Source organism: Apilactobacillus apisilvae (assembly GCF_023380225.1).
Lineage (GTDB): Bacteria > Bacillota > Bacilli > Lactobacillales > Lactobacillaceae > Apilactobacillus > Apilactobacillus apisilvae.
The window spans coordinates 1,089,131-1,103,165 of sequence record NZ_CP093362.1 but is presented as its reverse complement, the minus strand read 5'-3'; the positions used below and the strand labels follow the sequence as shown (position 1 = coordinate 1,103,165).

General features: G+C 31.1%; 14 protein-coding genes. 3 read left to right on the top strand and 11 right to left on the bottom strand.

Going from position 1 to position 14,035, the window contains the following annotated elements; genetic code table 11:
* Window positions 1–83: 83 nt before the first annotated feature.
* From mnmG to rpmH, 6 genes are all read right to left on the bottom strand, one after another.
* Entirely contained in the window at window positions 84–2,012 is a 1,929-nt protein-coding gene (mnmG, locus tag MOO46_RS05645; RefSeq protein ID WP_249510715.1) for a tRNA uridine-5-carboxymethylaminomethyl(34) synthesis enzyme MnmG, read from the bottom strand.
* Between the two features lie 47 nt (window positions 2,013–2,059).
* The gene (gene mnmE / locus MOO46_RS05640; protein ID WP_249510714.1) at window positions 2,060–3,451 is read right to left on the bottom strand and encodes a tRNA uridine-5-carboxymethylaminomethyl(34) synthesis GTPase MnmE; all 1,392 of its coding nucleotides are present in this window, start codon (window positions 3,449–3,451) and stop codon (window positions 2,060–2,062) included.
* Between the two features lie 171 nt (window positions 3,452–3,622).
* Window positions 3,623–4,330: an RNA-binding cell elongation regulator Jag/EloR gene (jag, locus tag MOO46_RS05635; protein ID WP_249510713.1), complete on the bottom strand. Its 708-nt coding sequence runs from the start codon at window positions 4,328–4,330 to the stop codon at window positions 3,623–3,625.
* Window positions 4,331–4,466: 136 nt separating this feature from the next.
* Window positions 4,467–5,300, bottom strand: coding sequence for a membrane protein insertase YidC (yidC, locus tag MOO46_RS05630; RefSeq protein WP_249510712.1), 834 nt, complete (start codon window positions 5,298–5,300; stop codon window positions 4,467–4,469).
* A complete protein-coding gene (gene rnpA / locus MOO46_RS05625; protein ID WP_249510711.1) occupies window positions 5,301–5,651 on the bottom strand; it encodes a ribonuclease P protein component in 351 nt (116 codons plus the stop codon).
* A gap of 74 nt (window positions 5,652–5,725) precedes the next feature.
* Complete coding sequence (rpmH, locus tag MOO46_RS05620) at window positions 5,726–5,860, bottom strand: 50S ribosomal protein L34 (protein ID WP_249510710.1); 135 nt, start codon at window positions 5,858–5,860, stop codon at window positions 5,726–5,728.
* A 486-nt stretch (window positions 5,861–6,346) separates the two neighbouring features.
* On the opposite strand from rpmH, the gene dnaA reads away from it, so the two are divergent.
* Window positions 6,347–7,681 carry a chromosomal replication initiator protein DnaA gene (gene dnaA, locus MOO46_RS05615; protein WP_249510709.1) on the top strand — a complete coding sequence of 445 codons (1,335 nt, stop codon included), beginning with the start codon at window positions 6,347–6,349 and terminating at the stop codon, window positions 7,679–7,681.
* 161 nt (window positions 7,682–7,842) lie between these two features.
* A complete protein-coding gene (dnaN, locus tag MOO46_RS05610) occupies window positions 7,843–8,979 on the top strand; it encodes a DNA polymerase III subunit beta (protein WP_249510708.1) in 1,137 nt (378 codons plus the stop codon).
* 205 nt (window positions 8,980–9,184) lie between these two features.
* Here the strand turns inward: dnaN and gap are convergent, their stop codons facing one another.
* Window positions 9,185–10,192 carry a type I glyceraldehyde-3-phosphate dehydrogenase gene (gene gap, locus MOO46_RS05605; RefSeq protein ID WP_249510707.1) on the bottom strand — a complete coding sequence of 336 codons (1,008 nt, stop codon included), beginning with the start codon at window positions 10,190–10,192 and terminating at the stop codon, window positions 9,185–9,187.
* A gap of 266 nt (window positions 10,193–10,458) precedes the next feature.
* Here gap and MOO46_RS05600 point away from each other — a divergent pair, with 266 nt between their 5' ends.
* Complete coding sequence (locus MOO46_RS05600; RefSeq protein WP_249510706.1) at window positions 10,459–11,637, top strand: GH25 family lysozyme; 1,179 nt, start codon at window positions 10,459–10,461, stop codon at window positions 11,635–11,637.
* 24 nt (window positions 11,638–11,661) lie between these two features.
* Here MOO46_RS05600 and MOO46_RS05595 read toward each other — a convergent pair whose 3' ends face one another.
* The 4 genes from MOO46_RS05595 to MOO46_RS05580 form a co-directional block, all read right to left on the bottom strand.
* Window positions 11,662–12,234 (bottom strand): VanZ family protein, encoded by a 573-nt coding sequence (locus tag MOO46_RS05595; RefSeq protein ID WP_249510705.1) that lies wholly within the window; start codon window positions 12,232–12,234, stop codon window positions 11,662–11,664.
* Window positions 12,235–12,320: 86 nt separating this feature from the next.
* The gene (locus MOO46_RS05590; RefSeq protein ID WP_249510704.1) at window positions 12,321–13,076 is read right to left on the bottom strand and encodes a CPBP family intramembrane glutamic endopeptidase; all 756 of its coding nucleotides are present in this window, start codon (window positions 13,074–13,076) and stop codon (window positions 12,321–12,323) included.
* Between the two features lie 66 nt (window positions 13,077–13,142).
* A complete protein-coding gene (locus MOO46_RS05585) occupies window positions 13,143–13,673 on the bottom strand; it encodes a GNAT family N-acetyltransferase (RefSeq protein WP_249510703.1) in 531 nt (176 codons plus the stop codon).
* A gap of 14 nt (window positions 13,674–13,687) precedes the next feature.
* On the bottom strand, window positions 13,688–13,954 hold the full coding sequence (locus tag MOO46_RS05580) for a GNAT family N-acetyltransferase (protein ID WP_249510702.1): 267 nt from the start codon (window positions 13,952–13,954) through the stop codon (window positions 13,688–13,690).
* Window positions 13,955–14,035 lie beyond the last annotated feature (81 nt).

Below are 14,035 nucleotides of genomic sequence, written 5' to 3'. Positions count from 1 at the left end.
TTTATTTTCAATTATAACTAAATTGATAAAAGTTTTTTACTAAAAAGAGCTAAGCATTAAATTATGCTTAGCTCTTTTTATAATTATTTATTTATTTTAGCAATGTGACCTTGTTGAATGTAAACACCCAAAATGGCAACATCTGAAGGATTTACTCCTGAAATTCTAGAAGCTTGGGCTACAGTTTGTGGTCTAATCTTTTCTAATTTTTGACGGGCTTCGGTTGCTAAACTATCAATTGCTTCGTAATCAATATTTTCTGGAATTTTTTTAGCTTCCATTTTTTTCATTCGAGCAACGTTTTGTTCAGCCTTTTTAATGTAGCCGGCATACTTAGTTCTAATTTCAACTTGTTCAATTACACGACGACCTAATGGTTGAGGTGCTGGTTCAATAAATTTCAATAGAACATTATAAGTAACATATGGGCGACGTAAGAATACTGATGCCAAAATCCCATCCTTCAATGGTTTGTCACCATATTCAGCAACAAAGTTGTTAACTTCATCGCTAGGTTTAATTCTAATCTTATCTAAGCGTGACAATTCATCCATAACTGCTTTTTTCTTGTCTAAAAATTTATTGTATCTTTCATCTGAGATAAGTCCTAAATCATGACCTTTTTCAGTTAGACGAAAATCAGCATTATCATTTCTCAATAGCAAACGATATTCAGCACGACTTGTTAATAAACGATAAGGTTCATTGGTTCCCTTAGTTACTAAGTCATCAACTAATACTCCAATATAAGCTTCATCACGTTTCAAAGTAAATTGATCTTTACCTTGAGCTCGTAGTGCAGCATTGATTCCAGCATATAAGCCCTGTCCAGCTGCTTCTTCATAACCAGAAGTCCCATTAGTTTGACCAGCAGTATACAAGTTTTTAACAATCTTAGTTTCAAATGTTGGTTTTAGTTGATAAGGAGCTACCACATCATATTCAATTGCATAGCCGGGACGCATCATTTCAGCATGTTTTAAACCAGCAACTGAATGTAGCATCTTTTGTTGCACTTCTTCAGGAAGTGAAGTGGATAAGCTATCACAATAGTACTCATTAGTATCGCGACCTTCAGGTTCCAAGAAAACTTGATGGCGATTTTTATCAGCAAAACGAACAATTTTGTCTTCAATTGATGGACAATATCTAGGGCCAACTCCTTCAATTACACCAGTGAACATTGGTGCACGATCAAGGTTATCGCGAATAATTTGGTGAGTTGTTTCGTTAGTATAAGTTAACCAACAAGATAATTGATCTTTTACTGGAATGTAATCTTCATCAGGCGTTTCATAACTAAAATGATTTACTTCTGGATCACCAGGTTGTTCTTCAGTTTCATCAAAATCAATTGTACGACCATTAACACGTGGGGGAGTACCTGTCTTAAAACGTTTTAAATCAAAACCTAAATCTTCTAAGTTTTTAGATAATTTTAAAGCTGGTTGTGAGTTATTAGGACCTGATGAATATCTTAATTCACCAATAATAATACGGCCGCGGGCAGCGGTACCAGCACAAACAACCACCGTTTTGGCATGATATTTGGCACCAGTATAGGTAACAACACCCTTACATACACCATCTTCAACAATTAAAGAATCAACAATTCCTTGACGTAAAGTTAGGTTAGGTTCTTCTTCAATTGTTTTTTTCATTGCACGATGGTAGGCGTGCTTGTCAGCTTGTGCACGTAAGGCACGGACAGCAGGACCTTTACCAGTATTTAACATTCTCATTTGAATGTATGTTTTATCGATGTTGTGCCCCATTTCACCACCAAGAGCATCAATTTCACGGACAACCGTTCCCTTAGCCGGGCCTCCTAGTGATGGATTACAAGGCATGAAAGCAACCATATCAACATTAATTGTGATTAACATCGTTTTATTACCCATTCTGGCAGCAGCTAAAGCAGCTTCACTACCAGCATGACCAGCACCAACAACAATTACATCGTAGTTACCAGCATCGTATTGGATGTTTTCTTCGCTTACGATTTCACTCATTAATTTTTCCTCCATAAACGTAAATGTTTCACATGAAACATTCGATTTTATTTACCTAAACAGAATTGGCTGAATAATTGATCTAATAGTTCACCATTATAGCTATCACCAGTAATTTCACCTAGTGATTCCCAACAATCTCGCATATCCATTTGAACTAAATCAACTGGCATCCCATCATCCAAGCCATTAATAACATTATTTAATGATTCTTTAGATTTATGCAATAAACTAACATGACGAGCGTTTGTGACCATCACATCAGCCTGTGAGCTTTGAATTCCTTCATTAAAGAATAAATGGGCAATCATTTCTTCCAATGGTTCAGTCCCGTCATCTTTAATTGCTGATGTTGTAATAATATTTTCTTTTCCAATCAATTGATTCAATACATCTGTATCAATTTTTTGTGGTAAATCAGTCTTATTTAAAATAACAATTCTTTTTGCATCATTGGTTAATTCAATTAATTGCTTATCTTCATCTGATAACTCTTCAGAAGAATTTAAAACTAGTAGAACCAAATCAGAACTTTGAATCGCTTTTCTAGAACGTTCAACCCCAATTTTTTCTACTTTATCTTCAGTTTTTCTAATTCCGGCAGTGTCCACTAATTTCAAAGGAACGCCACGAACATTAACATATTCTTCCAAAACATCACGAGTAGTTCCTGGTACGTCCGTGACAATCGCTTTATCTTGATGTAATAAATGATTTAAAATACTAGACTTACCAACATTAGGGCGCCCTACAATTGAAGTAGCTAAACCATCGCGTAATACTTGCCCTTGTTTGGATGTTTCTAGTAATTTATTCACTTTTTCTTTAATATCTTTGGCGTTTTTCATTAATAGATTCGAAGTAACAACTTCAGCATCATCATATTCTGGATAATCAATGTTAACCTCAACATTAGCTAAAACATCCAAAATTTGTTGTCTTAGTGATCTAATTAGTCTTGATAAATTACCATCTAATTGACCTTCAGCTGCTTTCATTGAACGATTGGTTTTTGCATCAATAATATCCATAACTGCTTCAGATTGTGATAAATCAATTCGTCCATTTAAGAAGGCACGTTTAGTAAATTCACCAGGTTCAGCCATTCGGGCACCATAGCTTAATACTAATTGTAGGATTGTATTAGTAGCAACAATTCCACCATGACAATTAATTTCAATAACATCTTCACAAGTGTAAGTTTTTGGAGCTAACATAACCGAAACCATTACCTCATCGATATCTTCTTTGGTTTCTGGATCAAAAATATGTCCATAATTAATAGTATGAGAAGCAACGCTATTCAAATCTTTTCCACGATAAAGTTTAGAAATTACTTTCAAAGCTTCTTCTCCACTAATTCTGATGATTGAAATACCACCTTCACCAGGTGGAGTTGAAATTGCAGCAATTGTATCAAAGTCGGTTGTTGTTGCCATGTTATTCTTCCTTTCTACTAAATCCAGCGTAGTTATGAGCACAAAAAAAGTGCCCACTCCACGCCATAATAAATAAGCATGGATAAAGCACTTTGACTACTTCATCTAAGTCTAAATGTAACTATTATCTATAATAATAAGAATTTTAGTATTATTTGTCAATTTTTTGGATTAAATAATTTGTGGTTCAATTACCACAGAGCGATATGGCTCACGTCCAGAGGAAATTGTTTCCACATGTGGACTATTTTCTAACTCGCTGTGAATAACTTTTCTTTCAAATGATGGCATTGGATCTAAATATACCGGCTGACCACTAGCAACCGCTTCACGTGCAGTCTTTTCAGCTAATTTTTTCAAAGTCTCAACGCGACGATGACGATAATCAGCAGTATCTAACTGAATCGATAGGCGACTAAAGCCCAAGTGATTTAAGTAAATTTGTGATAAATCTTGTAAAGCATTAATGGTTAAACCGTGTTTCCCAATTAAGATACCTTCTTGATTAGTTACAAAATTTATTTCTGCAAATTTACGATTAACTAACTTAGGTTCTAATTCAGCTTGAATTCCTAGTTCCTTAACAATCGGTTCTAGGTAGCTAACCAAATCTTTCAGTGCTTCTTCATTAATGTCTTTTCTATTTTTAGGTCTTTTAACTATTTTATTTTCTTTTGGTTTATCTTCTGTTTTATTATCAACAGGTTTATTTTGGGTAATTTCATCAATTTCAACAATTGCATTTTTACGTCCAATTCCAAAAAACCCCTTGCGGCTTTTTTGAACGATATTTATTTGGGCGTTATTTTTTTTAAGGTTTAATTTTGATAGTCCTTGTTCAATCGCATCATCGACTGTTTTCGCAGTAAATGTTGACATTATGTTGCTCCCTTTATTTTTAATCATATTGTTATATACTATCATAATTTTTAGTTGTAAAGATACCTGTATTTGATATATATGTAATTTATTTATAAATAAAAAGGACTGACAATTTTGTCAGTCCTTTTAAGTTCTATTTACGACGAGAACGTTTAGCTTTTCTAATTGCTTTATTAATCGCATTTTTATGCTGTCTTTCAGCAGATTGTTTTTCTTCACGTTCTCTTTGCATCTTCCAAGGATTTTGTAGCACTAAAGTTTGTCCGGCTTGGAATAAATTAGTTACTACCCAATAAATGGAAATAGCGGCTGGAATGTTTAATGCCATGAAGAAAATAATTAATGGCATTCCATAAGTCATTGACTTAGTCATTCCATTTTGTTCAGGTTGTGATTTAGTTGCTAACCATGAACTAATAAAAGTAAATAGGGCCGCTAAAATCGGCATAATAAAGTAAGGATCTTTATGTCCTAATTGCAACCATAAGAAATGGCCGGACTTCAAAATATCAGTACGCCAAATTCCTTGGTATAAGGCCCATAAAATTGGTAATTGAACAATTAAAGGCAAACACCCAGCAACTGGATTCACACCTGCTTCTGAATATAATTTTTGTTGTTCAGTACGCAATTTTTGCATTGTTTCAGTATCCTTAGATGAATACTTCTTTTGTAATTTCTTTAACTCAGGTTGTATTTCTTGAGTTTTCTTCATACTCCTAGTTTGATAAACCATCAAAGGTAGGATAATGATTCTTACGATAATGGTAAAAATGATAATTCCCATTCCATAATTATTACCAAAGAATTTTGACAACCAAATAATTGCTCTAGAGAAGTTAAGAACAATTACTCCATCCCATAATCCAGTACTGTGGGAAGTAATAGGTTTATTACTACATGCACTTAAAAAGAATACTAGACCTAATATGGAAGCTAATGAAAAATATTTTTTGAACTTTTTCATTTAATTTTCTCCCTCATCAAGTAAATTTGCTAACTTCAAAACATGAACCAGGTTCTTCTTAACTTCTTCCATTGAAAGTCCATCAGCACGTGGACGAGCAATCACTAAGAAATCAACATCTTGTTTTAAATCAGGCTTTAACTCTAGCAAAGTTTGTCTAATTCTTCTTTTTACCCAGTTTCTGTGTACAGCGTTACCAATTTTCTTTCCCACAGAAATTCCAACACGAAAATGTTTTTGATCAGGTTTGTCCATTTGATAGACAACAAAAGTTCGATTGGCTACTGAATCATGTTGTTCAAAAACCTTTTGGAATTCTGCTTCTTTTTTGACACGATATGATTTACGCATAATCCATCTCCGTTAATCTTCTATCAATATAATGAAAAAGACCACTGATTAATTGGTCAGTGGTCTTTAGTATACTAGGCAGATAATGACTTTCTGCCTTTTCTACGGCGATTAGCTAAAATTTTACGACCGTTGTTTGTGCTCATACGTTTACGGAAACCGTGTACACGAGCATGCTTACGTCTCTTTGGTTGGTAAGTTCTTTTCATTACTAACCCTCCTTGCTTATTTAAATGTTTCTTTTCCATGCTAAATACATTTCTTAAACATAATACCACAAAATATAAAATCATGAAACATCTATCTTTAATTTATAGCTATCTCTACGCTTTAAATTTAACCACATTTTAATTTGTTTCATGCACATTTTGTTAATTTCTTTGTGGATTAAAAAATATTAATCCACAGGGTTATCCACATTTTATCCACAAATTCACAGGGTGTTATTAACTTTATCCACAGACTGTGCATAAATAATTACAAACGTTATTATATCAGTTAATATATTTTATTTTTTATCCACATTTACATGTTAATAACTTTTATTTTTTTAAATTATTTAAGGTTATGCACACCTTGTGGAAAACTTTATGCACACCCTGTGGAACATTTTAAATTAGTTGTGATTATCTGTGGAAAACTTTTTATAAGAATGGTAAAATTATTTAAGAATTTTGTTGGGAGGACATCAATTAATGAATAAAGATTCATTATGGGAACAAATCTGTGAAGATTTTGCGAATAACGTATCAACAACGACTTATTCAACATGGATTGAAACAGTGAAACCCATTAGTTTAGAGCATAACCAATTAACATTAGAACTCCCCTCCCCTCTTCATAGAGATTACTGGAAAGATAAATTAGCCGATCAATTAGTCGAGTATGCTTATAAAATTACTAAAAAGGACATTGCACCAAAATTTGTTCTTGAAGATGAATTAAAAAACAAGGAAGATTCATCAAAAGTCAATAATATAGATTTAAATGATGATGAATCAATTAGTAATACACATTTGAATCCAAACTATACATTTGAATCTTTTGTTATTGGTAAAGGTAATCAAATGGCACATGCAGCAGCATTAGTTGTATCTGAAGATCCCGGTCGAATGTATAATCCCCTACTACTTTACGGAGGTGTAGGATTAGGTAAAACTCACTTAATGCATGCAATCGGTAATAAAATCATTAAAGATAATCCATCTGCTAACATTAAATACATTACAAGTGAATCATTTACTAACGACTTTATTAACGCTATTCAAAGACATAAGACAGAGTCTTTCCGTCAAGAATACAGAAACGTTGACGTATTATTAGTAGATGATATTCAATTTTTTGCAGATAAAGATGGAACGCAAGAAGAATTCTTCCACACCTTTAATGATTTATATGAAAACCGTAAACAAATTGTATTAACATCTGATCGATTACCAAATGAGATTTCCAAATTACAAGATAGACTGGTATCTAGATTTGCATGGGGGTTGTCTGTAGATATAACTCCACCAGACTTGGAAACTAGAATCGCTATTTTAAAAACTAAAGCTGAAGCTGATAATATTGATGTACCAATTGATACTTTAAATTATATTGCTGGACAGATTGATTCTAATGTACGTGAATTAGAGGGAGCTTTATCAAGAGTTCAAGCATTTGCTAAGTTTAAAAATGTTAAAATTACAACCGATCTTGTATCAGAAGCACTAAAGGGTCTAAATAAAGGTGAAAAGAAATTTGAAGTAAATATTGATAAAATATTGCAAACTGTTTCTATGTACTTTAACTTATCAGTTGATGATTTAAAGGGTAAAAAAAGAATCCAAAAAATTGTTATTCCTAGACAAATCGCAATGTATTTATCAAGAACAATGACTAATAATTCATTACCTAAAATTGGAAATGCTTTTGGTGGAAAAGATCATACAACTGTTATTCACGCATATGATAAAATTTCAGATGAAATAAAAAGTAATGTTAATTTACAAAATAAAATCGATGAATTAACGGAAGAACTAAAAAGGTAATTTTGAAAGTTGTGGATAATATCAAGAGTTATCCACATTTTATCCACAGGCACAAAGCTAATAGTAGAAAGGGATTAGATGAGTTATACACATATCCACAGGCCCTACTACTACTGTATTACTATATATTAATTAATATTAATAACAGGGGGAAAATGAAAATGAAATTTTCAATAAAAAGATCAGCATTTATTCAAGAACTAAATACTGTATCAAGAGCAATATCATCTAAAACAACAATTCCTATACTTACTGGGTTAAAATTAAAAGTAACTGATAATGAAATCATCTTAACTGGTAGTAATGCAGATGTTTCAATTGAAACCCAAATTCTAGCTAGTGATGAAGATAATGAATTAAACATTGAAGAAACTGGAGAAATTGTATTACCAGCAAGATTCTTTAGTGGAATTGTAAAAAAATTACCCACAGATAAAATGAGTTTATCAGTTAGTAATGGATTTCAAACCGAAATAACTTCAGGTTCTTCATCATTTACAATTAACGGTTTAGATGCTAACGATTATCCACATTTACCAGAAATTGATAATGAAAATGAAATTTCTTTATCTGGAAATGTATTTAAAGAAATTATTAACCAAACTGTTATTGCTGTTTCAAAACAAGAAAGCCGCCCTATTCTTACAGGTGTGCATTTTGTTTTAAAAGATCAAATATTATTTGCAGTTGCTACAGATTCACACCGTTTAAGTCAAAGAAAAGTTGCATTACCAGATAATAATGGTGAATATGATGTAATCATTCCGGGAAGCAGTTTATCTGAATTATCAAAAATGATTTCAGATGATAATGAAAATGTAAAAATGAAGATATCAGAAAACCAAGTATTATTTACAATTGGTAACACTTATTTCTATTCAAGATTACTTGAAGGAGCTTACCCAGATACTTCTCGTTTGATCCCTAAAGAATCAGAAACTAATGTCCAATTTGATGCACGTGAATTGCTGGGTTCAATTGAAAGAGCTTCATTACTTTCACATGAATCTAGAAATAATGTTGTTAAATTAACAATTAATGCATATGATAAGAAAGTAACAGTTTCAGGAAATTCTCCTGATGTTGGTAATGTTGAAGAAGAACTTGATACCAAAGAAATTGATGGAAAAGATTTAGAAATTTCATTTAATCCTGATTACATGAAAGATGCATTACGTGCATTTGGACAAACTATGATTAACATTTCATTTACTTCACCACTCAGACCATTTACATTGGTTCCTTCTGAAGATCAAGAAAACTTTATTGAACTAATAACACCTGTTCGTACATTCTAAAAAATAAAAGAGTACTGATACTAAAATCAGTACTCTTTTTTATCCAAAAAATTAAGTTTTAAAGTTATTCACATCATTTGTGGATAATTTATCTAAGATATAAATAAAATGTCTTAAATCGGTTAAAATTTTCCAATTATCCACAGATGTTGTGGATAATATAATAAAAAAAGCTTGGGAATTTTCCCAGGCTTGTTGATTGTTTTTATAGTTGTGAGAACTTCAATAAAGTACGAACCATGTTGCAAGTAAAGCCCCATTCGTTATCGTACCAGTTCCAAACTTTAACTAATTGGTTGTCACCAACAGTTGAAACATTAGTTTGAGTAGCATCAAATACAGATCCGTGAGTATCACCAATGATATCACTTGATACAATTGGTTCATCATTGTAACCGAATGTTTCATCCGCATGACCCTTCATCTTTTCATTGATTTCGTCAGCAGTAACATTCTTTTTATCAACAATGGCAGTCAATTCAGTTAGTGAACCATCAATAATACCAACACGTTGTGCAACACCATCTAATTTACCTTGTAATTCAGGAACAACTAAACCGATAGCTTTAGCAGCACCAGTTGAGTGAGGAATAGTGTTTACTGAAGCAGTACGGTTATTTCTAAACTTCTTACCACGAGGACCATCTAAGATAGCTTGAGTAGAAGTAAAGGCATGGATAGTTGTCATTGATCCAACTTTAATACCAAAGTCTTTGTTCAAGAAGTATGCAGTAGCTGCAATACTACCTGTTGTACATGAACCAGCTGAAACGATTTGATCATCTGAGTTCAATGTGTCCAAGTTAACACCAGGAACAACTGTCTTCATATCACCAGCTGGAGCTGAGATTAGAACACGTTTTGCACCGGCATCCAAATGAGCTTGTGCTTTTTCTTTTGAAGTGTAGAATCCAGTACATTCTAGTACGAAATCAACGCCATCATTCTTAACCCATGGAAGGTTAGCGGCATCTTTTTCAGCATAAACTGGAATTTCGTGACCATCAACGACGATACCTGTGTCAGTTGATGAAACTTCACCTGGGAACTTACCATGTGTTGAATCATATTTTAATAGATAAGCTAGCATTGAAGGAGTAGTTAAATCATTAATAGCTGCTACTTCGATACCATCAGATTTTAATTCATGAATTCTTTTGAATGCTAAACGACCAATACGACCAAAACCGTTAATACCAATTTTTACTGTCATACTTGTACCTCCAAATTCATTATTTAATTATTTATATTTTACAAGATATAATTTACCACGCTTTAAGTTAAATTTCACTTATTAAGCTTGTGAAAAAATATGCTTAACTTAATAGCTAATAATTATATTTTTCACAAATTTTTTTATATTAAATATTCAGTTTGTAAATATTTTGTGATAATTTGATTGATAATTGTAATTTAAATATATTATTTCTGAAATATTGTCCATGTAGAATTAATAATTGTAGATGGAGGATAATTATTTTGAGATTTTATAGATTTAAGTATTTAATTATGTCACTTGCCGTTATTTTTATATCTTTTTTATGTATAAATTTAAGTGCAAATGCTGACCAGAAAAATGTTTATGATTTATCTGAATGGCAAGGTAATTTTACCAGTGCACAAGTTCAACAATTGAAAAATGAAGTGCCATTTGTGATTCTAAGGGTTCAATATGGAAGTGAATATTCAGATCGAACTTTTCAACATAATAAGAATTTATTAGACCAATATCATGTCCCATATGGAGTTTATTCTTTTAGTCAATATGAAAGTGTTAGTGATGCTAAAAACGAAGCAAGAGTGCTTTATAATCGAGCTCCTAATGCTAAATTCTATGTAAATGACTATGAGGACCAAACGGTGAAATCTGGCGATACTAACGATGCTACTTTAGCTTGGTTAAATGAATTAAGATCATTAGTGGGTAATAAAAAAATTCTGTTCTATTCATACCAAAATTTTATGTTAAATTATGCGGCTGAGGCAATTAGTTCATATGACGGTTATTGGTTAGCAGCATACCAGTCAAATGAGCCTGAACGTGAAAATGTTTTATGGCAATACACTGATCATTATTATTCACCAGCACTTGGTAAATATATTGATTCTAGTTTATTAACATCGAAGAAAAGTAGTTGGTTCATTGGTAATCCGACAGTAGTTTTACATACTAAATATTATCGTGATAATCAAACTTTAATGACTAAAAGTTCATTTAATGAAGATTTTTATAACCACGTTGTTAGCGATAACAAGTATATGAACTATTTAAAAATAACAAGTCGCGGAAGTAATAATCGTGCTAAAACGGTAACTACAGACTGTAAAGCAGTAGTTGGTGGAAAAGTATTTTATCGTTGCTATTATGAAGGTAAATATTTGGGCTGGATTAGCAGTGATGCATTAGGTCCACACATTAGTTATTCAAAAGCGAATGGAACTAAAAATGTCAAAAGTAATCCTTCCAACAACTTTTATAATCATGTTATGAACAGTCATTTTAAAAATATTAATATGACTGCTCGCGGTTCTGAATATGCTAATAAAAAATTAACGGTAACGCAAAAAGCTAAGAAAAATGGCTGGAAAAGTTATTACTATAAATGTTATTACAAGGGTAAGTATTTAGGTTGGTTCTACCAAGGTTCATTCAAATAGAAAAGGTTTACTTAGAATTTTTTTCTAAGTAAACCTTTTTATTTTATTATTACGAAAAATTATTGTTTTATAAAATAAATATCCAAAAACATAACCAATAAAATTCAATATTAAGTTGTCGACATCAAATATTTTGTTACTCATATAAAAATAATTAAATATTATATCAATTACCTCAAACATAAATGCTACGCTAAATCCCAAAATTAAGTTTGGTTTCATTTCACCAAATTTTTGCGGTAAAACAATTGCTGCGAAGATAGCTAATGGAAATAATATAAATAAATTTCCAATAAAATCAATCAAATTATAATTGCCAATTGCTAAAAGATTAAAATTAATATCTAAAATTTGTCCTAAGCCATTTTCATAAATTTTATTAGATGGAAAAAATATATTAATTGGAAAAATTGTTATTTTTAACATTAAGAATAAGTATGATAAAAATAATGCGGTTATTGAAATATTTTTTAAATTAATTTTTTTCTTTTTAAATAAAATAATTAAAATCAAAAAAGTTACTCTCATAATAATTAGCCCAAGAATTGTGTTACTCAAAACATAATCTGGAATGTTATTTGTTCCGTTAATCTGCATGTAATTCTCCATGTTCATTAATTAATATTTATATAATATATCAATAGATTATTATACATAGAGAAAATTTGTTTTCAAAGCTGAAATTAATTTTTACCGATATAATTATATAGCCTTGGATCAATATATTTATCTTTTAACAATGGTATTAATAAAATAATACTTGCGACTAAGCATCCTAAAGCTGTTAATGTTGGATTAATCGCATTATCTGGGAAAATATAACTTACGAAATCAAAGATGAAGTGCAAAATAATGCTTGGAACGATACTACCAGTCGCCATGTACAGTGATGTTACAACTAAACCAAAACTAAATGCATAAATCACCTGTTCATAAGATTCAACCCTAACAGCCTGCACAATATAATATGCAGCAAAAAGTAAACTTGTTAAAATAATTTGCATGATTATTCCAGAACGACTAAATTTTTTTAAATTTCGAATTAGGGCATTTAAAATAACACCACTAAATAAATATTCTTGAGTTATTGCAGTTCCAAAGACGTATGCAATACTGTTAAATAAGTATTCATCAAAGGATAAAGCATGGGTCATTGTGGGCCTCATCGAATAAACAATAAATATAATTAGTAATACATACGGAATGATTTTCTTCTTAAATGGAATTTTAGATGTAAAAAATATCGGAACTTTAGTTAACATGACATTTGAAATTACAAGAATAAGCATAATAATGATGTATTGTAAGTATGAACTTAACGTGATGGGCAGATTAGTTTCGATTAGTAAGTTTTGTGAAACGACAGTTGCCATCACGAAAATTATAAACATGATAACCGAATATAAAATTACCGATGTATATGTTTTTAGTTTGAACAAATTATCACCTCTTTGATTAATAATATACTATTAATTATTTTAAATAAAAAACGCTTAGATTAAGATCTAAACGTTTTGCCAATCACTTCTTAAAATTCCATATTTTACAGAATCAAAATATTGATTTTCCCAGTATCTAACCTTTGGAATTACTGCTTCTTGTTTTAGACCAATGGATTCAGCTAGATGCATCATATTTTGATTACCGGACCAAGTTGTTAGACCAATATGAGGTAAATCAAATAATCTGAACATTTCATCAATCCACATTTTTAAAGCTTTTTTGCCAATCCCTTGATGCCAATTATCCTGACTATAAATACAGATACCGACGTCTAACCATTGATTTAGTGGACAATCCTCATAATATGCGGATACGGATCCAACTATTTTATCATTTACCCAGATTGCCTTATACATATCATTATTTAAATGTTTTTTGGATGCATCACCGTCAATGAATTCCTTTTTTTCTGGTAATTTGTCTTTAAAATAAGGACCATTAAATTTAGTCCATTCAGCATTTTTATTTTTGTAAGCAACTTCCCAGAATTTTTCAAGTTCTGATTTCTGAATTTTTTTAATTTTTAGATTCATAATTAACTCCTCCTTTATACTAATAGATCATTATATTTATCTGTATGTTCAAAGAATTTTACTGAATATGAACATACTGGATTAATCAAATAATTATTTTCTTGTGCATAACTAATAATTTGTAACATTAATTTTCTGGCAATTCCCTGTCCACGTAAAGACTTATCCACAAGGGTGTGATTAATTGAAATAATTTTTTCATTTACAGTAAAAGTTACTTCAGCCGCCAATTTATCATGTTTTATTAAATAAAATGTTCCAGGTTTAAATTTAAAATTCATATTTAATTACCCCTTTTATTTATTTGAATTTAATGAATATTTTAATTCAAGTAATAAAAATATGCTTAGGCATTGCTTATA

Bases quoted from the DNA above. Each gene is read 5' to 3' on its own strand.
- rpmH (WP_249510710.1), bottom strand. From the start codon at position 5,860: ATGAAAAGAACTTACCAACCAAAGAGACGTAAGCATGCTCGTGTACAC.
- rnpA (WP_249510711.1), bottom strand. From the start codon at position 5,651: ATGCGTAAATCATATCGTGTCAAAAAAGAAGCAGAATTCCAAAAGGTT.
- yidC (WP_249510712.1), bottom strand. From the start codon at position 5,300: ATGAAAAAGTTCAAAAAATATTTTTCATTAGCTTCCATATTAGGTCTA.
- MOO46_RS05585 (WP_249510703.1), bottom strand. From the start codon at position 13,673: ATGAATCTAAAAATTAAAAAAATTCAGAAATCAGAACTTGAAAAATTC.
- mnmE (WP_249510714.1), bottom strand. From the start codon at position 3,451: ATGGCAACAACAACCGACTTTGATACAATTGCTGCAATTTCAACTCCA.
- MOO46_RS05580 (WP_249510702.1), bottom strand. From the start codon at position 13,954: ATGAATTTTAAATTTAAACCTGGAACATTTTATTTAATAAAACATGAT.
- gap (WP_249510707.1), bottom strand. From the start codon at position 10,192: ATGACAGTAAAAATTGGTATTAACGGTTTTGGTCGTATTGGTCGTTTA.
- dnaN (WP_249510708.1), top strand. From the start codon at position 7,843: ATGAAATTTTCAATAAAAAGATCAGCATTTATTCAAGAACTAAATACT.
- jag (WP_249510713.1), bottom strand. From the start codon at position 4,330: ATGTCAACATTTACTGCGAAAACAGTCGATGATGCGATTGAACAAGGA.
- dnaA (WP_249510709.1), top strand. From the start codon at position 6,347: ATGAATAAAGATTCATTATGGGAACAAATCTGTGAAGATTTTGCGAAT.
- MOO46_RS05595 (WP_249510705.1), bottom strand. From the start codon at position 12,234: ATGCAGATTAACGGAACAAATAACATTCCAGATTATGTTTTGAGTAAC.
- mnmG (WP_249510715.1), bottom strand. From the start codon at position 2,012: ATGAGTGAAATCGTAAGCGAAGAAAACATCCAATACGATGCTGGTAAC.